Source organism: Microcystis sp. M31BS1, assembly GCF_020245285.1.
Classification (GTDB): domain Bacteria; phylum Cyanobacteriota; class Cyanobacteriia; order Cyanobacteriales; family Microcystaceae; genus Microcystis; species Microcystis panniformis.
The window spans coordinates 1-17,357 of record NZ_JADBVE010000216.1; the positions used below are offsets into that span (position 1 = coordinate 1).

Consider the following 17,357-nt stretch of genomic DNA (forward strand, 5'->3'; position numbering starts at 1 on the left):
CTCTTACAAAGTCATCGGATAGTCCAACTAGAGAAACTGGCCGCTCTTTTCCCGCAACCGATAACCTTTGAAAGTAGAAGACGGAATTTGCAGAGATTTCTTAAGCTCCCGCAACTAAACGTGAAACTCTTGTGGTTTCCCTTGATCAAACAGATTGTCAAGCTAGAGTTTAGTGGGAAAAACAAAAATCGAGAGCAAAGAAGAAGGCTTCAAAAACTGAAACAGGCGGGACGATTATTAGTCGTCATAGATAGAACCGATTGGAAAGGAAGAAATTTATTCGTTGCCAGTGTGATTTGTGGTCGGAGAGCCTTGCCCGTATCTTGGGTGTTACTGAATAAAAAAGGAAGTAGCGATCTGGGCGAACAGAAAAAATTTATCAAGCCGGTCTTGCGGTTATTGAAACCCTATCCGCTCGTCGTAATGGGAGATCGTGAATTTCAGTCGGTGCAGTTAGGGAAGTGGCTAGACGACAGAGGTGTAGCTTTTATCTTCCGTCAAAAGAAAAGTACCTACACGCGATTGAAAGAAGAAGAAAACTATCAAGCCCTTTCGGAGCTAGAACCGAACCGGGGAGAACGAAAATTCTTTCGAGGAGTGACCCACACGAAAAGCCATCAGATCGGTGGGTTTAATCTGGCAATTTATTGGAAAAGGCGCTATCGAAGTAAAGGGTCTAAAGAGCCTTGGTATTTATTGACTAATCTAGAATCTTTAGAGTTAACCCTCAAATTATATCGAGCCAGATTCGGGATTGAGGCGATGTTCAAAGATTGTAAAACGGGAGGATATAATCTGGAAAAAACGAAAGTGAGCGAGCCTCGCTTTCTCGCCTTAGTTTTATTAATCGCTATCGCTTACTCTTTGAATACAACCCGGGGTCAAAATCTCAAGAAATCGGGAACTCGGGATTATATTTGTCGCTCCAAAGAAGCAAAACGCGGTCCAGAAAGACAGAGCGATTTTTGGATAGGTACTTATGGGACTTTTTGGGTCGAGTCGATGGACGCATACTCGGAACTCGCTTTTTCTTTGATTCGACTCAAGCCTGGAAAACACCCGAATTTTTCTAGGGGTCTAACGGCTATGCGCCTTATCCAGCAAGCCTTTTAGTCGCCTTGTCACCCCTTGAAGTTTAGGAACCAATCATGCGGATAAGGATATCCGTATATTTGGTGTTTGTTCAGCCATCCCCCGACGATCGCTTTTAAGTCTTCTTCGGTTAAGTCTTTGAGTTCGTCATCGTTAGCGATTTCGTCCAAAACCTTTAAACGAAAATCGGGATCGGTTGCTAGTTTTTCGGTAAAATTCGGGGTGCGATCGAAAGACATAATTAGCTCCTTACAAGTTTAATACTCGATAAAATTTATGAGTCGGTTGGAATTAGAAATCCACGAGACGATCTGCCGGTAATCCGTAGATCGGTCGAACGATTCTGTCGTCCTATAGAAGTAGATCGCGCTTCGGTGGCCCACCATACAACATTATGGGGGGCCACAGAAAACTGCCGATAAATCCACCTGCGACCGCCGCTAAATCTTCGTCGCTTAAATCTTTAATTTCTTCATCGGGGCGATCGGACTCCAGAAGTCGCGCGGTGTATTCCTCGAATTCCTGTGGTGTGAAATCGAACCCCGCAGCTTTGACGATCTCGCTGCATTCTTCTTTGCTATTCACCGATTGGATTCGGGAACGGAAGGACTGATCGGAAGCGACTTTTTGATAAAAAGCGTGAACTTGTTCGAGAGCCATAAGTTAACTCCTGTTAGAATTTGATAAAAGACAACAAGCGTCAAGATAAATTCGTATCCGGGCTGTAGATAATTCCGAGAGTGATGGGAGGCCAATTTATTATTCCCAGTGTTGTTGATCCTGGCGGTAATGATTTACCTCCGCCTTGAATGTTTCGAGTCTCGATCGCACGATTGATCGCAGTTTCAAGAGATTCTTGAAAAGAGTTCACCTGTAGATCGGAAATATGAATTTTAGCCATGGTAATTAGACTCCTATTTAATAGGGTTAAGATTCGGGTTCAGCAACCTTCACGAAAGTTTCGGAAGGATTATAGTTGTCAGTGACAACCTGCGGACAGCGCAGACAAGCGGCTTTTCCTTCCTGTAACCACCAGCGACAGTTTTGCCGGATTCGACAGGGGGGAAGGATATCGGTTACTTCTGCGAGTCCCTGTGCCACCCGACGTGCAAGGCGACAATCTTTCCCATCGAAATGAACGCATTCTTTTTCCGCGCAGGACGCGGCGAAGCGGAAGACTTCGGTGGGGGTGACGGGTTGAGCGAGTGCGAGAATTTCTGGGGTGACGGGTTGGATTTCCGGGAGATAGGCGACGCGGGGTTCCTCAACGGTTCCCGCCGCGATCCCGAAAATTACGCTATCCGGGGAATTTTCTCGCGCGCTAGGACATAAAGTGCGATCGGATTTCATGGTTAAAACTCCATTGGGCATATCCATCCGCAAGTTTTGATCCCGCCAATAACTTTACGCGCGTCGAGGGAACGTTCGATAGCGGCTTGAATTAATGGCGAACTTTCCATCTCAAGAGAAATCAGTGAGTTTTGTTGGCGATCGAGTTTCAGGTTGGCGATAAAAATTTTAGACATTGTAGCTTTCCCTATAGATTAACTATCAAAAATCAGCTTTGTTAAAACTGATTAATCGGATATCCATGCTCATCAACTCTTGGTAATCGTCCGTCCCTTGGCCAACCACTAACGCCACAATGTTGTGGACGACCTTGACCTACTCGACGAGCGCGATCAGCACGATTGATCGCACCTTTAATTAGAGATAATTGTTCGGGAGCAAGAGGCAGGGTAAGCGCATCTTAACAATCCTTGACAAAATGAACTTTATGTGAGTTGCTTGCCCAGAGGGCGATTCAGGAATATTTGAGGAGAATTTGCCCTCTCAATTGTTAAGCAAAAATCGACCAAATGGGTCGATTTCGTAACTATTCTGATTGACTGGTATCACTTGAAATGCTCACACAGCAAGCGGATCACAAAATTGGCCAATTGTCAATAGCGTTTGAGATGCTCTCACCCTGAGCGAGAGGCATTTCTGATGAGTCGGAATGGTCATACAGATCGAGAATGGATAAATTAGGCAGATTTTACATAAGACCTCTTGCAAAAGTCTTAAGTCGATCCTTGTACAGCAACATTTTTGAAGATTATCAACTACTAATAAATAATTAACTGAAAGTCCCTCCCATTATTGTTTCTATCGTTTGTTTTCGGATTTATGCAAGAGGTCTAATCAAAAAACTAGCCTCACTAGACTGCGGCAGGATCCTTATATTCCCAACTCCCATCTGCTTGACAAAGGTAAATACCATCCGCCTGTTGGACTGTGGAACCTTCGGAATAGGTCTGACTCGCATAGGTGCATGATGCGGCTCCACCTCTTACAGCTTTTTGTTCATCTTCAGATAGATCGACTAAAGACTCGTCTAAAATTAAAATGTTGGTCATTGGGATTATTCTCCTATTTTAGAAACTTTCTAGAGAATGAGTTAATCAACTCATTTAATCTACATCTTAGGCCTATAAAAAATATAAGTCAACCTCTCAATTCACCTTAGTTGAACATAAACAAGCTAATTTTGTTAGGATTTTACTCCTAGTCTAGCCCATCAAAAAATTATCGATACTGAAAAAGCCTCGATTTTCGTCATCACAAATTAAATATAAATAAGTTATTTATGTTCAAAAATATTCAAATTTATATCATTGTGTACAAAAAACCAAATATAGCGTTTCTCGCATCTGTGCGGCACACTTAAACCTTTGCTGATTAAGCTGTTCAGGATCGGGAATGTACCTCTTGTGAATCAGAAATGCTATAAATGACTTAAATAAGTTATTTATTTGGTTCTTCGGTTTGTGTTATGCAATAATGGAGGGGGGTTATAAGGAATGAAACCCTTATATAGAAAGACATTGCTTCGATTGTTCCCAATTGTTTTCGATCTAGAACGAGCTAATCAATTAAGTCTCTTGCCGGATAAGGCTTTAGTCGATTTATGCCCCCTGATCGAATCATACCAAGTAACGAAGAGCCTAATTTTGGCTTAAGGATTTCCTCGACGAAAATCAGGTGAAAACCTCGATCGCTCTCTTTATACTCTACCAAGACGCACTCAAGCGACATAGCGGATAATCTCTACTTCCGCACCTTTGTTAACCGCATCTTCGGCCTTCTGTAAAACCTCCGCAGTGACCGACTCGCTTAGATAATACTCCCCGCAATTCTGACAGATATCCGCAGGGACTTGTTTTAAAATCACGATACAATTATCCCTGTCTAAAGTAACGGTAACAAAATCCGATCGAGTCGTACCGTTTTTACAGATCACACATTCCATAACTCTTATCTTCCCTTACTATGTTTGCGGGGTGAGTATTACCCACCCCATCCACAATTAATTACTAAACTCGTATTCTATCTCTTGAATCTTCTCCTTTACCCAGGCGTTAAACAAATCAACACCGATTTTCAGAGCCAACTCCTCGGTTAATTTTGGCTTAAGGATTTCCTCGACAAAAATCAGGTGAAAACCTCGATCGCCTTGTAGCGGTTTCAACAATCGAGAAGAATCCGATGCGAAAATTGCGGCCGAAAGATTCGGTCGTAAATCCTTACGGTAAACAGTACCGCGATAACCTCCCTTGCGTCGTAATTCCACATCCTCGATATAGCGATGCGCTACTTCCTGAAAGCTGATTTCCTCCTCCTGAATCGATTCATACAACTCCTCCGCCATCGCCTGATCTGCTAACACCACCTCGTAGATCACCGCGCCGGTATAATCTAGCTGGTGTTCGACAAAATAGGATTCAATTTTGTCTGCGAAAAGATGTTCGGCTAATTTACCCGATAGTAAATTGAATTGAACGATCTCCTCGAAATCATCTAGGGATAAGCCCTGTTTTTCCAACCAATTCCATGTATCTTTGGCGTTATGTAATTCATTGGCGAGACGGAATTGATCGGCCGCCTGTTGTAACTCGTCAGTCGTGTTTTTAATCCCCGCTGCCGTGGCGGTTTCGGTGATGATTTTCCGACCGATAATTCCCTCGACTATTTCGGGAACTTTCCCCGATAGCTTAAGCTGTTGGATAAGGTCTTGATTGCTGATGGTGATACTATGGGACATAATGACTCCTGAAACAGTTATGCGAAATTAATTTCCTAGTTGAGATAGGCAAGAGGGTTAGGGAGGGGTGTAAGTAATTTGGCTTCGATACCTAAAAAAACTACAGTTTTAACCCATCTTTTTGCAGATCCTTAAAGGGATCGAGGATGTAATCGATCACCCGACGCTGACGGACGATCGCTTCTGCGGTAGCCGTATCCCCCGGATTGAGGGGAATACATTGATTTCCCTTTTGAATACAGGAGCGATCGAGTTGAATTTCTAGCTCGAAAACGTTAATTTTTCCGTTGGGCGTTTCCTTCTCGATCGCCGTCGGTGATTTCTTGGTGATCTTGCCGCCGATAATGCCGTAATCCTGAAAAGGATAGGCATCGAACTTGACTTTTATCGGCATACCGGCGCGGAGAAATTGACTTTGATCCGTGGGCATTTCTGCCTTGAGAATAAACCGCGATCCCTTCGGTGCTATCTCCGCAACCCGCGTTCCCGACTGCACCACCGCACCCGCGCGTTTAATCGGTAATGAAAAGATTGTGCCGTCGGTATTCGCCTTTAAAACCCTCTGACTTAGTTGGATTTGGAGCGCTTGCCGTTGGCTCTCGCTTTGGGCGATTTCCGATGCCAGTGTTGCGATCTCCGTGTCTAGATTGTTAATCTGCTCCTGTATCCTTAAGAGTGCCAACTCGTTGGAATGGCGGAGACTTTGATAACCCCGCTGCCGCTCCTGTAATTGCAGACGCGCTTGGGCGATATCCGCGCTCGTTTGTTGACTCGTCTGACGGTAGGCACTTTTTAATTCCGCTAGTTTATGTTGATTTTCTTTTACCTCCGCTTTTCCCCGCTCGTAGAGTTGTTGGCGCTCCTTGGCATTGTCCTCGCGCTCGATGAATTGCACCTCCGATATCGCGCCATCCTCCCACGCTTTTCGGTAGCGATCGACTTCTTTTAAAGCCGTTTCATAACGACTTTTGAGAATCGGATAATCGGTCTGACTTTGTGCGAGGGCGGTTTTCGCTTGATTGACTCGCGCTTGTTGTTCTTCTAGGGATATTTTGGCCTTCTTGATTAATGCGTCCACATTCTCCCGCGCTTGTTCGATCGAGGCTTCTTTTTCCGCTGCCGCCGCGCGATTTTGTTGGCTTTGGGTGGTTAAAGAAATCTCTAACTGACTTTTGACCAGTTTCTGTTGGGAAAGACGGCTTTTTTGTCCTTCTATTTTCTCCTCGATTTGTTGTATTTCCTTGCCGATTAATGAGGAATCTAGGGTTAAAATCGGTTGTCCTGCTTTCACCTCTTGGCCTTCACGGACATAGATTTTTTCCACTTCTCCTGCGGTGATTGCGTCGAGTTTGACTGTTTCCCCTTGGGGTTCCAGTTTTCCTGGACCGACACCCGTTTCATCGACTTTTGAGAATATCGCCCAGGGGAGAATGATCGAGACGAAAATAATCAGAAAATAGAGTAAACCACGCGTCCAGGGTAGGGGTAAAGTATCGATCAATTCTTTGGTCTGGAAAGACCAGTTATCGCGCTCTCTGTCTAGATTGGTTGTCATAGTTATTCACTCAATTGATTAGAATTCAAATTACGGTAAATACCGGGACGGGCCATTAATTCTTCATGGGTTCCACTATCGACTAATACCCCTCGATCGAGAACGAGAATACAATCCGCGTTCCGCACCGTAGAGAGGCGATGGGCGATAATCACCATCGTGCGATTCTGCCGAATTTTCTGGAGATTTGTTTGAATAATCCGTTCCGATTCGGTATCGAGGTGGGAAGTGGCTTCATCGAGGATTAATAACCGCGGCTCTCCCATTAGCGATCGAGCGATGGCGATCCGTTGTCTCTGTCCCCCGGAAAGTAGCCCTCCACCCTCGCCGATCTGGGTTTCGTACCCCATGGGCAGTGATTGAATAAAGTCATGAATTCCCGCTAATTTCGCCGCTTCGATCACATTTTCTAGGGGGCGATCGGGATGTCCTAAACTGATATTTTCCCGAATCGTGGAACCGAAGAGAAAAGTATCTTGATCGACGACTCCCACCTGTTGCCGGAGGGAACTGAGGGCGATCGTACTCAGATCGTAACCGTCGATCGATATCTTCCCATCGGTGGGGGGATAGAGGCCGATCAGTAATTTCGAGATCGTGGTTTTTCCCGAACCGCTCCGACCGACGAGGGCAACGGTTTGACCGGGTAAAATCTCAAAACTGAGGTTTTCTAAAATATTGCGATCGCTGTCGGTGTGGTAGCGAAAGGTGACATTTTCAAAGCGAATATGTCCCTGTAATTCTGGGAGAAACTGACGGGAAAGTTCCTCTAAATTCTCCTCCGGTTTCGCGTCCAGTACATCGTTAATGCGCTCGACGGCGATATTGACTTCTTGAAATTGCGTCCAGAGAACGGTTAAGCGTTGAAAAGGCGCAATGATCTGGGCAAAAAGCATATTAAAGGCGATTAGTTGTCCGATCGATAATTGATTTTGAATCACTAGATAGGCACCGAAACAGAGTAACCCTGTCGTCGCTAAAGATTCGATCAGATTACTGAATATCTGGAGATTATTGCCGATGATCTGCCCGGAGAAATTTTTCTTGACCTCCACCGAGAAAAGGTCTTCCCAGTGCCAACGGGTTGAGCGCTCTGTGGCGGTAGATTTGACGGTACGAATACCGGTTAAAATCTCGATCAGGTAACTGCTTTCTTTAGCGATCGCCTGAAAAATATCCCGGGATATTCGCTGGAGAAAAGGGGTAGAAATTAACGCCAGCAGAAGGAACGGTGGCACGATCGCTAAACTGATGAGGGCTAATTGCCAGCTATAGCGGAACATCACCGCCACATACACGAAAACCGTTAATAAGTCAAGTAAAATCGAGAGAGCTTCCCCAGAGAGAAAACGCTGAATCTTGCGATTTTCCCCGACGCGAGAAATGATATCGCCCACATAGCGGGACTCGAAATAACCGAGGGGAAGGCTGAGGGTATGGCGGATAAAACCGGTGATTAATGCCGTATCGATGCGATTAGCGGTGTGATCGAGGAGATAGGCGCGTAAACCAGTAATTGCCACCCGAAAAACCCCGAAAATTAGCGCACCGATCCCCATCGCCCAAAGGGTAGTTAACGACCCCTGGACGATTACTCGATCAAGGATTAACTGGGTGAAAATCGGCGTAATTAAGCCGAATATCTGAATAAAGAGCGAGGCGACGAAAATTTCCAGCAGTACGAACCAATGGGGTTCCAGTAAGCGATAAAACTGCCAGAGAGAGGTTTTATCCTCTTTCGTGTCCCGAAATTTCTGGTTCGGTTGGAGCAGCAGGGTGAATCCCGTCCATTTACTGGCGAATTCGGCACGACTTAGGGTTAATTGCCCGATCGCCGGATCGCCAATAATCACCTGTTTGGGGGTAATTTTCCAGATCACAACGAAGTGTTTGCCTTCCCAGTGAGCGATCGCAGGTAGGGGCTGTTTCCCTAATCCCTCTAGAGTCGCTTTTACTGGACGGGTGGAGAGGCCGATATTTTCCGCCGCGGTGATCAGTCCCTTCAGGGATGCTCCGTCGCGGTTGACGTTGGCCATTTCCCGCAAACGGTTGACGCTGATTCTTTTGCCCCAATAACGGGCGATCATGACTAAACTGGCCGCCCCGCAATCGGAGGCGGACTGTTGCTCGAAGAAGGGATAACGGCGGAGGGATTGCCCGATCCAGTGACCTAACCGCCGCGCCGGAGAGGGGAAATAGGCTCGATCGCTTTTTTTGTCCGTTTCTTCTGTCTTCGTCCCAAGAAGTTGCTCAATTTCCCGCGCCCGTTGTAGTAATGTTTTTTTCAGGGCGGGGTGTTTTTTCAGGATCGGCTTCAGGGCGGACTCGGGGATAAGAAGTAGTTCCGCCTTTGCGGAGACTCGAACCGAGTAGGGAAGAAAACCCGATCGGGGAAAGAGGGAGAATTCTCCGAAAAATTCGCCAGTTTTGAGCGCAATCATCTCTTTTTGCTGCGAGTTCGCTATACGAACTTTGCCGCCAACGACTAGGTATAATCCGGGCTGTACGGGCAGTGTACCTGCTTCGGGAGAGAGGGCGATCGCCGTTTTCTGGAGACTCCGCCACTGGGTTTCGGACAGGAATTCCGGCCAGGGATTGACGAGGCTGTGAGTATCGAGCATAGTTGTTTTAAGCTTTGGCTGAAGGAGAAAGATCGACGATGCGGAGCGGCTGTAGCTGTTTGCGGAGGCGATTGATGTGGGTGGGGGTGAGTGCAACCCCGAATTCTTTCTCTAGATGCCGCGCTAACCAAACTCCCGACCATCGCTTAAAGGAATAGCCGAAATCCCGGGGGGATTTACTAATCAGTTCCTTCAGGCGATCGAGGTAGGGTTGATCAACTTTTGAAGGGCGACCGCGGCGGTATTTCTGCCAGCGATCGATCTTGCCACTCTCGGCGATCAGTATCCATTTACTAGCGGTGGCGGCAGTACAATCGAGAAGCTTACGGATCTCGTTCTGGGATTTGCCCTCGTCAGCGAAAAGAATGATTTGAATCCGTTTGCGATCAACATCAGAGATATTCGGTTCTGTTAAGATTTCGAGAAGTTGCTGACGTTGGGATAGGGATAGATATTTACCAGTGCTTGATGACATAGCCTTTGCAACTATAAGTAAAAGCAGACAGCAGCGTGGAGGAGCGTTGAGGCAAGAAAGTTGTACTAAGTTGTACGATGGGCTGACTTCCCCGGGTGACGATCTCTTTCGCTGTCCTTAAATTATTATTTCGGCTGCAAAAGTGAACATTACGGAGTCTATTAAATTCTTTTTCTCTCGCCCGATCAAACCTCTCTAACACCTAACTCCCATCACCCCATCTCCCTATCTCCCTATCTCCCCACTAGCCACTGATAACTGATAACTGATAAGGGACTTGCGCTTTGATAATGTACCATCTGGCTGGTCTGGTTCTTCTACAGAGCGATTTTCTGGCTGGGATATTATTCCTACGCAAGTCCCTAACTGATAACTGATAACTGATAACTGATAACTGATAACTGATAACTGATTGCTGACTACTCAAAATCGTTATGACTATGATATAGTTGTTAAGGAATGTAAAAATAGTTGCATTTTCCCAGAAACTAGATTAAGGAGATTAAGAGTATGACCGCCGAAGGTTGCTTAAGAGTCGGACAAGCGGCGCCGGATTTCACCGCGACCGCCGTTTTCGATCAAGAGTTCAAAACCATCAAATTATCGGATTATCGGGGTAAATACGTCGTTTTATTCTTCTATCCCCTCGATTTTACCTTTGTTTGCCCCACGGAAATTACCGCTTTCAGCGATCGAGTTAGCGAATTTAGCAGTATCAACACCGAGATTTTAGGGGTGTCCGTCGATAGCGAATTTGCTCACCTAGCATGGATTCAAACCGAGAGAAAATCGGGCGGTGTCGGTGATGTGGCCTATCCGTTGGTGTCGGATCTAAAAAAAGAAATCAGCACCGCTTACAATGTTCTTGACCCAGATGCGGGGGTATCCCTGCGCGGTCTCTTTATCATCGATAAAGAAGGTGTTATCCAACACGCTACTATTAATAATCTTTCCTTCGGTCGCAGTGTCGATGAAACCCTCCGCACTCTGAAAGCGATTCAATACGTCCAATCCCATCCGGATGAAGTTTGTCCCGCCGGTTGGCAAGAAGGCGATGCTACTATGGTTCCCGATCCTGTGAAGTCAAAAGTTTACTTCGCAGCAGTTTAGTTAAAGTTCGTCAGAAGTCCCTCAGCTATAGATGGGGAGAGACTTTTAAAGGGGTGAATTATTTCACCCCTTATTTTAATCGGAAAATTTTCGGGAAAATTTTCCCTATTAGCCATAATCTCATCTAGAATACTGGCCAGCAAGTCTAGAAAGAGTCACGGCGATCTATGACTACCAGTAATTATGATTCCGAGTTGACAGTTTTGGGATTACCCGCAGCCAAAGGTAGATGGTTATTAATACCTCTAGGAATGGGCGTTTTACTCTGTTTAGGGACGGTGTACTCTTGGAGTATCTTTAGAAAACCCCTAGAAACAGAATTAAATCTCAGCGCCACGGAAAGCCTATTACCCTACACTGTGGCCCTAGTATTTTATGCCGCTTCTATGCCGATCGCTGGTTTTTTTATCCCCCGGGTAGGTACTCGCAGGATGACCGCTCTCGGCGGAATTATCGTCGGTTTAGGCTATATTCTCGCTAGTTTTGCCGCTCAGATCCAGACAATTATTCTGACCTACGGAGTCATTGCCGGCACGGGAGTCGGCATCGCTTACGGTGTTCCCATGGCAGTGGTGGCACGCTGGTTTCCCGACAAAAAAGGTTTAGCGGTGGGTTTAACTATCATCGGATTTGGCCTTTCTCCCCTGATTACCGCACCTTTAGCCAATCGATTAATCAATGAATATAGCGTTAGACCAAGTTTAAGATTTTTGGGGATTATCTTTACAATAATTATTGTGATGATTGCCCTCGCCATGAAATTACCCCCCCAGGACTGGCAACCTCCCGCCAATTTAGCTAATCGAAAATCCGACTTTCTGGCCAATTATCCAGTGAATATGCTGAAAAGTCGCTCATTTTATGGCTTATGGCTTTGCTATGCTATTGGTGCTTTAATTGGCTTGAGTGCTATCGGTATTTCTAGTCCTGTCGCTGAGGAAATTATTCAGATCGAGCCGGGGTTAGCCGCTAGTAGTGTGGCTCTATTTGCTTTGTTTAATGGTATTAGTCGTCCTTTGTTCGGTTGGTTAAGCGATCGCTGGAAACCCCATTATCTAGCGATCGGGGCCTATACACTCATTTTGATCGGTTGCCTGTTGATGGTCAAGGCCGAAAAAGGGGCGGTTACTAGCTATCTAGTGGCTTTTTGTCTATTTTGGTTTTGTTTAGGGGGATGGTTAGCCCTAGCTCCCGCTACCACTCTCCACTTCTTCAATCCTGACCACTACGCCCAAAATTACGGTATTGTTTTTACTGCCTACGGTGTTGGTGCTTTGATCGGAACTTTAGTAACCGGTAGAATTCGCGATTGGTTCGGTACTTACACTTATGCTTTTTATGCCATGGCTGTATTGGCAATACTGGGCATTTTTCTCGCTAGTGCCTTACTGAAAAGAGAGCGATCACATTTATCAAATCCTAGCTAGGGTCTGCTGAAAAAGTTTTTCGGTGGTGGCAGGGTGTGGGGTGTGGGGTGTGGGGTGTGGGGTGTGGGGTTTTACCGATTTTGAGGGGGCCAATTACCTAATTTTCAGGGAAAAAGTCCCGGAATTTTCCCCCTGATCACTCCCATGCCCGGTACTTTTTGATTGACAAAAAGTCTAAAAGTCTTACCCAACAAGGTTTTTAGATTTATTCAGCAAATCCTAGCTAAGGGAGTTAATCTTAGCCTAGAGTAGATACTGCTGGCATTTTATACTTTAAAAGACTCGAAAGAGGTTACATTGGACGGTATAGGTCTTTTAATCGCTCTTTTTCTGCGTGATTGTCGATCTTGAATCAAATCTCGGTTTTCCTCGAGGAAAGAAATTAACTGATCATCAGGGATTTCTCGGAACTCGCCAGTTTTCAATAAAACAGTAGCCATGGTAAATCGAACTCCTGAATATTCGTCTCGATCGCTATGAAAGCAGATCTTGTCTTGATCATATATCTATTTTTGCTTTATTCCAATAGAGCGATCGCTAAAGAATGATAAGTCAGTTATAAGGATTGCAACTATAGCATAACCGTGGTTAATTGTCAATAAAATCGTCCCCACTACCACAGCCACTTTTATCCCGGTGGGAGCAAATTGGGAGGACAATAAAGCCCGAAAATAGCCGATAACTCCTTTCATTGCCTATAAATCGCACTCTATCAGGCGAGTAAAACAAAAAGTCACCATTTTTAACCCGTAGGGAGACTTCCACCAGAGAGCGGGAAAACAACCTTGAGGAGCCGCTAGACTAAAATCCCAGTGATCATAATCATCGATACGCCACTCATCTTTGTCGCGCCATCCTACCAATTCCCCAAATTTTCTAATCGTTTCCGCGTCTTGGGTACGCAGGGTGTTAATACTACCGCCGGCGGCAAAATATAACTTCACCTGATTGCTAAAACCGAAATGATCGCCGCTATAATTTTTCCAAAGGCGATCGAGTACCCGAATCACATTAACGGGAAACCTCATCATATCCTCTGGGGTTAAAGTATCGCGGGTTCTGCCGGCAGCTTCGAGGATAACTCGGAGAGTTTCTGCGTCTGCTTCCCTAAAGTTCCCCTCAGCTAGGAATTGCTGTAATTTACCATAGCGCTCGATGTCTGGTACTAACATCTGCCGCGCTTCGATGAGGGCAACCCGTTCGGTTAAAGATTGCAATTGAGCTAAAATATCCTGAAGTTGGGCGTTAATATCTGACATAAATGTAAAGGGGGTTTGTTGACTGCAAAAATTACCGATTTATCGGCAGAATAATTATTGATTTACCGCTTCTAATCGCGACTTAACAAAGCGATTCATCCATGCTTCTAGATAGATGCGATTGGCTTTTTGTTCTTTTAAATCTGTGGTAGTTAAAGGATAAGGTGCTAATCCTTGAATGGCTGCCGTTGTTACACAAAACATCGACTTTTGAAAAGTTTCGCAGATCTGGACTAATAAATCTTCCTCTTGACGAAAACTCTTTTTATAAATGTCGTGCAGATAATCTGGTAAAAAGTGACGCATATCCTGCATTAATAGTGTGGGAGGAATCCCTGCACCTCCGATGGGTAAAGGATCCGCATACAAAGCACCATAGGCAAACATTCCTTGATCGTAGGGAATTTGATAGGCTTGGGCATTATAGGAAATTGTACCGGGGAAAGGTGTTCCGCGAAAGAAAACCGCCTCAACGTAGGGGATTGCCGTATCCGCAAGAAAGGTTAATCCTGCCGATTTGGGGATCAGATCATAGGTTTGTCCTTTGATTTTTACCTGATAGACAATTGCTTGACTAGCATTATCAACTAAATTTTTCTTAATGTGTGCCACCACTTCGGGAATATTGGTAATTTTTCCAGCATCGTAGAGATCGGATAAACTTAAAAAAGTATCGGCCATAATTCGCCAAAATTGACCTAAACCGCTATAGTAGGCCATCATCCGCATTTGTTCTGGCAAAAATTCAGGAAAGGCTTTATTTAAAATTAAAACTAGGGGATTATTCCTAAATTTGGCTTGAATAACCTTGGCTGTCACTTCCCGAAAAGCGGCACTATCTACATAACTATCTAAACCACCCCCACCATGCCAAAACATGGCTTTCATACAGTATTCAGCATACTCAAAATTAATGCGATCGTGCCACCAGTGTTGTAGTAATTTCTGCCAAGATACTTGACCATTAAAATATTTAAAGAAGGGTAAAAAAACCAAAAACTGATTTTCCGCAATATAAATTAAATTTTTGGAATAAGCATCTAACACCACTCCGTAACTTTTCAGGATACCCACTACCTCGATCAAATTCTGGGGAGTATCTTTTAACAATGCTTCCCCAGCCGTGAGACGATCAATATAGGATGCTAGGGGATGAGAGGAGGACTTGACAGGGATAGTGACCATGCTAGAAGCTTGATAAAATAACTTTCCTTATCTATTTTAACCCATAAAAGCACAACCAATTAGCGGCGGTGGCACGGCGAGTCATGCGGGGATTGAATTCGCCAATTTTATAACCGGTAAAACCCAATTTATCTTTTAATAATTGTTTATTTTCTGGCAAGATCGATCGAGTTAATTTTACTGTTGGAGGACGATTGGCAATAAAATCCGGGGGTTCGGGATATTCACGGCGCCAATCTTCCTCTACTTGACTATTATCCCATTTTCCTTGACTTTCATCGTAGCGATAACCTAAAGTTTGCCAAACCAATTTATTAACGGTTTCGTCGTCAATTTCATCGTTAATAATCGCCCAAATTGTCTCTATATTTAATTCTGGTAGTTCCATAGATTAAGTAAATGGGAGATGGGAAGTGGGGTGATGGGGTGTGGGGTGTAGGGTGTGGGGTGTGGGGTGTGGGGTGTGGGGAGAATAAATAAAATAATCTCCTATCTCCTGACGACCGGCTACTGACGACCGGCTACTGCCTACGGTTAAAATAACTGGTGAATAACATCATTGACATCGCGTAAGCGTAGCCTATTTTGCCTCCTTCTAACGCCAAAATTATTTTTATCTTAACTATCGGTGTGGTGTCGGTTTCTGCATCGGCAATTTTTATCCGGTTAGCGATCGAAGCGGTAGGTAATGCTACGATCGCATTTAGTTTATTTTTAGCGACTTCCCGTCTGATCTTGGCTTCTGTCGTTCTAATTCCGAACTGGTTGACCTTATCACGCCAAAAAGTCGCTATTCAAGCCTATTATTACGCAGTGGGGGCAGGATTTTGTTTAGCTCTCCATTTTGCTACTTGGATTACTTCTCTATCCTACACCTCGATCGCCGCTTCTACCACTTTAGTCACCACTAATCCTCTCTGGGTTTCCCTGTTGGGTTGGTGGTGGTTTCGAGAAAAACCGAGTAAATTAACCTTTATCGGCATTTTTGTGGCTTTAACGGGGGGATTATTGATTGTTTTAGCCGATCGAGATGTCAGTAGTTCTTATCCTAACCCTTTATTGGGCAATAGCTTGGCTTTAATTGGAGCAATTCTCGTCAGTGGTTATATTCTCCTCGGACGGGAAGCACAAAGAAAGGGCTTAAATATTAAGAATTATATAACTGTAGCCTACACTACCGCAGGATTAGCTTTATTACCTTCTATTTTTTTATTCGGTCAAGGTTACGAAAGCTATCCCTTATCCGTGTATGTTTATGTGTTAATGATGGCGATTTTTCCGCAATTAATCGGTCATACTAGCTTTAACTGGGCTTTGCGATGGGTAGCACCGACAATAGTAACCATGGTAATTTTATTAGAGCCAATCGCCGCTAGTCTGTTAGGAGTGTTCATTTTTGGTGAAATACCCCCCCAAGAAGTCATTTATGGCGGATTAATTCTATTAATCGGCGTAGGAATTGCTATTTTAGGCGGTTAAGCTGTTGGTGGCTCTAATATTACTGGTTAAGTGTGATCTTGATCGCGGATGGTAATCACAGACAAAGACTAGATTAGTGTACAATGCTAACTGCATGAGAGTTTAAGTAGGTAAGTCTTAAAAACTTGCGGATGCCCCCCTTATCAAGGGGGGATTAAGGGGGGATCGAACCCAGAATCTATCTTTAATTTAATTGTAACCAGCTACTTAGACAATCTGACTCAATTGAAAAATAGGGTTTTCGGGGAATTAATTCCCTGCTCCTAAGCAACATTTCTCCAGCATGGGACTTAATCGATTATTCTTGCTTAATCCTAGTTTATCGGCTTGTTTCTCGCTTATCTTGACTTTCCCTATGATACTGCTTACGCTTTTGGTTCGCCCTGCTTGGGTTCCCGTTGCTGATTCAAAAAAAAATTGCCTATGGCAGGACCCAATGTAGTCAGCCAATGGTCTCGCAGGGCGGTTTCAATGCCCTCAAAGCTACGTAGTTGTTCTTCTGGGGTATTATCGACTAGAATTTGAGCAATGGCTTTTAAATGTTGATCTAGTTGTTCTTTTTGGTCTGTATTCATGATTCTACCGTTTAATTGTTTCTCTTTATTTTGCCTTAGCTAACGTTTTTAGTCTCTAAGCATTTATACTTATTGCAAAATTGGGATGCTCCCGAATTCCCTGACTAAACTTAGAAATATCCCATCATCGAAAATTTTGGGTCTGAAACCCCGTCGTTCTACGACGGCTTTACTGTTAAATATTAACACATTTACGAAATATATGCTAAAATGTGAGATATGGAAAAAGCCTACTCGTTCCGATTTTACCCCACACCCGAACAAGAGTCGCTATTGCGGCGCACTTTGGGCTGTGTAAGATTAGTTTACAATAAGGCACTCCATCTCAGAACACAAGCTTGGTACGAAAAGCAAGAAAGAGTAGGCTACGCTCAAACTTCGGCTCTTCTGGTTTCTGTGTGTAAACGAGGTCTATACTGATAGTTTCTTCTTTCAAAATAGTCCTAAAAGTCTTGCCCAGTAAGCATTTAACCTTACATAAGCAAAAATTATCAC

21 protein-coding genes and 2 pseudogenes are annotated in these 17,357 nt (G+C 44.5%); 6 read left to right on the top strand and 17 right to left on the bottom strand.

The features are described from left to right. Nucleotides 1-1,113 (top strand): IS4 family transposase (locus IM509_RS12690; RefSeq protein WP_287717001.1); only part of this gene is annotated, 1,113 nt, incomplete at its 5' end. 8 nt (nt 1,114-1,121) lie between these two features. Here the strand turns inward: IM509_RS12690 and IM509_RS12695 are convergent. The 6 genes from IM509_RS12695 to IM509_RS12720 form a co-directional block, all read right to left on the bottom strand. Then, a complete protein-coding gene (locus tag IM509_RS12695; RefSeq protein WP_185237345.1) occupies nt 1,122-1,331 on the bottom strand; it encodes a hypothetical protein in 210 nt (69 codons plus the stop codon). Nucleotides 1,332-1,443: 112 nt separating this feature from the next. Beyond that, entirely contained in the window at nt 1,444-1,752 is a 309-nt protein-coding gene (locus IM509_RS12700; RefSeq protein WP_185237346.1) for a Nif11-like leader peptide family natural product precursor, read from the bottom strand. Between the two features lie 40 nt (nt 1,753-1,792). Beyond that, nucleotides 1,793-1,993, bottom strand: coding sequence for a hypothetical protein (locus IM509_RS12705; protein WP_185237347.1), 201 nt, complete (start codon nt 1,991-1,993; stop codon nt 1,793-1,795). A 26-nt stretch (nt 1,994-2,019) separates the two neighbouring features. After that, a complete protein-coding gene (locus IM509_RS12710; RefSeq protein WP_043998873.1) occupies nt 2,020-2,442 on the bottom strand; it encodes a hypothetical protein in 423 nt (140 codons plus the stop codon). Between the two features lie 2 nt (nt 2,443-2,444). Next, complete coding sequence (locus IM509_RS12715; RefSeq protein ID WP_002757475.1) at nt 2,445-2,618, bottom strand: hypothetical protein; 174 nt, start codon at nt 2,616-2,618, stop codon at nt 2,445-2,447. Nucleotides 2,619-3,293: 675 nt separating this feature from the next. Beyond that, nucleotides 3,294-3,491: a DUF1496 domain-containing protein gene (locus tag IM509_RS12720; protein WP_185237348.1), complete on the bottom strand. Its 198-nt coding sequence runs from the start codon at nt 3,489-3,491 to the stop codon at nt 3,294-3,296. A 468-nt stretch (nt 3,492-3,959) separates the two neighbouring features. Here IM509_RS12720 and IM509_RS12725 point away from each other — a divergent pair, with 468 nt between their 5' ends. After that, complete coding sequence (locus IM509_RS12725) at nt 3,960-4,094, top strand: hypothetical protein (protein WP_260441267.1); 135 nt, start codon at nt 3,960-3,962, stop codon at nt 4,092-4,094. Nucleotides 4,095-4,159: 65 nt separating this feature from the next. On the opposite strand, the gene IM509_RS12730 is transcribed toward IM509_RS12725, so the two are convergent. The 6 genes from IM509_RS12730 to IM509_RS12755 all read right to left on the bottom strand — a co-directional run bounded on the left by IM509_RS12730 (nt 4,160) and on the right by IM509_RS12755 (nt 10,254). Continuing rightward, nucleotides 4,160-4,384 carry a type II toxin-antitoxin system MqsA family antitoxin gene (locus IM509_RS12730; RefSeq protein WP_185237349.1) on the bottom strand — a complete coding sequence of 75 codons (225 nt, stop codon included), beginning with the start codon at nt 4,382-4,384 and terminating at the stop codon, nt 4,160-4,162. Between the two features lie 57 nt (nt 4,385-4,441). Continuing rightward, entirely contained in the window at nt 4,442-5,176 is a 735-nt protein-coding gene (locus tag IM509_RS12735) for a peptidylprolyl isomerase (protein WP_185237350.1), read from the bottom strand. 100 nt (nt 5,177-5,276) lie between these two features. Further along, on the bottom strand, nt 5,277-6,731 hold the full coding sequence (locus tag IM509_RS12740; RefSeq protein ID WP_185237351.1) for a beta-barrel domain-containing protein: 1,455 nt from the start codon (nt 6,729-6,731) through the stop codon (nt 5,277-5,279). A 2-nt stretch (nt 6,732-6,733) separates the two neighbouring features. Then, nucleotides 6,734-9,352: an ABC transporter transmembrane domain-containing protein gene (locus tag IM509_RS12745; RefSeq protein WP_185237352.1), complete on the bottom strand. Its 2,619-nt coding sequence runs from the start codon at nt 9,350-9,352 to the stop codon at nt 6,734-6,736. 7 nt (nt 9,353-9,359) lie between these two features. Beyond that, nucleotides 9,360-9,827 (bottom strand): helix-turn-helix domain-containing protein, encoded by a 468-nt coding sequence (locus IM509_RS12750; RefSeq protein ID WP_079210228.1) that lies wholly within the window; start codon nt 9,825-9,827, stop codon nt 9,360-9,362. Nucleotides 9,828-10,071: 244 nt separating this feature from the next. Then, nucleotides 10,072-10,254 carry a hypothetical protein gene (locus IM509_RS12755; protein ID WP_287717005.1) on the bottom strand — a complete coding sequence of 61 codons (183 nt, stop codon included), beginning with the start codon at nt 10,252-10,254 and terminating at the stop codon, nt 10,072-10,074. A gap of 83 nt (nt 10,255-10,337) precedes the next feature. On the opposite strand from IM509_RS12755, the gene IM509_RS12760 reads away from it, so the two are divergent. Both IM509_RS12760 and IM509_RS12765 read left to right on the top strand, forming a co-directional pair. Continuing rightward, on the top strand, nt 10,338-10,937 hold the full coding sequence (locus IM509_RS12760; protein ID WP_002752469.1) for a peroxiredoxin: 600 nt from the start codon (nt 10,338-10,340) through the stop codon (nt 10,935-10,937). Nucleotides 10,938-11,104: 167 nt separating this feature from the next. After that, complete coding sequence (locus IM509_RS12765; RefSeq protein WP_185237353.1) at nt 11,105-12,364, top strand: L-lactate MFS transporter; 1,260 nt, start codon at nt 11,105-11,107, stop codon at nt 12,362-12,364. Nucleotides 12,365-12,870: 506 nt separating this feature from the next. Here IM509_RS12765 and nrtS read toward each other — a convergent pair. The 4 genes from nrtS to IM509_RS12785 are packed head-to-tail and all read right to left on the bottom strand — an operon-like array spanning nt 12,871 to nt 15,196. Beyond that, entirely contained in the window at nt 12,871-13,056 is a 186-nt protein-coding gene (gene nrtS, locus IM509_RS12770) for a nitrate/nitrite transporter NrtS (protein WP_185237354.1), read from the bottom strand. A gap of 3 nt (nt 13,057-13,059) precedes the next feature. Next, nucleotides 13,060-13,623 (bottom strand): GUN4 domain-containing protein, encoded by a 564-nt coding sequence (locus IM509_RS12775; RefSeq protein WP_185237355.1) that lies wholly within the window; start codon nt 13,621-13,623, stop codon nt 13,060-13,062. Between the two features lie 54 nt (nt 13,624-13,677). Next, a complete protein-coding gene (locus tag IM509_RS12780) occupies nt 13,678-14,808 on the bottom strand; it encodes a CO2 hydration protein (RefSeq protein ID WP_052277970.1) in 1,131 nt (376 codons plus the stop codon). A gap of 31 nt (nt 14,809-14,839) precedes the next feature. Next, nucleotides 14,840-15,196, bottom strand: a complete 357-nt coding sequence (locus IM509_RS12785; protein WP_043997341.1) for a DUF1823 family protein — start codon at nt 15,194-15,196, stop codon at nt 14,840-14,842. A gap of 197 nt (nt 15,197-15,393) precedes the next feature. Between IM509_RS12785 and IM509_RS12790 the strand changes: the two genes are divergently transcribed. Then, the gene (locus IM509_RS12790; protein WP_185237356.1) at nt 15,394-16,287 is read left to right on the top strand and encodes a DMT family transporter; all 894 of its coding nucleotides are present in this window, start codon (nt 15,394-15,396) and stop codon (nt 16,285-16,287) included. Nucleotides 16,288-16,545: 258 nt separating this feature from the next. Here the strand turns inward: IM509_RS12790 and IM509_RS12795 are convergent. Then, nucleotides 16,546-16,862: pseudogene (locus IM509_RS12795) on the bottom strand (ISKra4-like element ISMae18 family transposase); the annotation flags it as partial. 219 nt (nt 16,863-17,081) lie between these two features. Here IM509_RS12795 and IM509_RS12800 point away from each other — a divergent pair. Further along, nucleotides 17,082-17,252, top strand: a pseudogene (locus tag IM509_RS12800) (helix-turn-helix domain-containing protein); the annotation flags it as partial. Nucleotides 17,253-17,357 lie beyond the last annotated feature (105 nt).

Excerpts from the sequence above, each read along its gene's own strand:
- IM509_RS12695 (WP_185237345.1), bottom strand. The coding sequence starts at position 1,331 with ATGTCTTTCGATCGCACCCCGAATTTTACCGAAAAACTAGCAACCGAT.
- IM509_RS12700 (WP_185237346.1), bottom strand. The coding sequence starts at position 1,752 with ATGGCTCTCGAACAAGTTCACGCTTTTTATCAAAAAGTCGCTTCCGAT.
- IM509_RS12705 (WP_185237347.1), bottom strand. The coding sequence starts at position 1,993 with ATGGCTAAAATTCATATTTCCGATCTACAGGTGAACTCTTTTCAAGAA.
- IM509_RS12710 (WP_043998873.1), bottom strand. The coding sequence starts at position 2,442 with ATGAAATCCGATCGCACTTTATGTCCTAGCGCGCGAGAAAATTCCCCG.
- IM509_RS12715 (WP_002757475.1), bottom strand. The coding sequence starts at position 2,618 with ATGTCTAAAATTTTTATCGCCAACCTGAAACTCGATCGCCAACAAAAC.
- IM509_RS12720 (WP_185237348.1), bottom strand. The coding sequence starts at position 3,491 with ATGACCAACATTTTAATTTTAGACGAGTCTTTAGTCGATCTATCTGAA.
- IM509_RS12730 (WP_185237349.1), bottom strand. The coding sequence starts at position 4,384 with ATGGAATGTGTGATCTGTAAAAACGGTACGACTCGATCGGATTTTGTT.
- IM509_RS12735 (WP_185237350.1), bottom strand. The coding sequence starts at position 5,176 with ATGTCCCATAGTATCACCATCAGCAATCAAGACCTTATCCAACAGCTT.
- IM509_RS12740 (WP_185237351.1), bottom strand. The coding sequence starts at position 6,731 with ATGACAACCAATCTAGACAGAGAGCGCGATAACTGGTCTTTCCAGACC.
- IM509_RS12745 (WP_185237352.1), bottom strand. The coding sequence starts at position 9,352 with ATGCTCGATACTCACAGCCTCGTCAATCCCTGGCCGGAATTCCTGTCC.
- IM509_RS12750 (WP_079210228.1), bottom strand. The coding sequence starts at position 9,827 with ATGTCATCAAGCACTGGTAAATATCTATCCCTATCCCAACGTCAGCAA.
- IM509_RS12760 (WP_002752469.1), top strand. The coding sequence starts at position 10,338 with ATGACCGCCGAAGGTTGCTTAAGAGTCGGACAAGCGGCGCCGGATTTC.
- IM509_RS12765 (WP_185237353.1), top strand. The coding sequence starts at position 11,105 with ATGACTACCAGTAATTATGATTCCGAGTTGACAGTTTTGGGATTACCC.
- nrtS (WP_185237354.1), bottom strand. The coding sequence starts at position 13,056 with ATGAAAGGAGTTATCGGCTATTTTCGGGCTTTATTGTCCTCCCAATTT.
- IM509_RS12775 (WP_185237355.1), bottom strand. The coding sequence starts at position 13,623 with ATGTCAGATATTAACGCCCAACTTCAGGATATTTTAGCTCAATTGCAA.
- IM509_RS12780 (WP_052277970.1), bottom strand. The coding sequence starts at position 14,808 with ATGGTCACTATCCCTGTCAAGTCCTCCTCTCATCCCCTAGCATCCTAT.
- IM509_RS12785 (WP_043997341.1), bottom strand. The coding sequence starts at position 15,196 with ATGGAACTACCAGAATTAAATATAGAGACAATTTGGGCGATTATTAAC.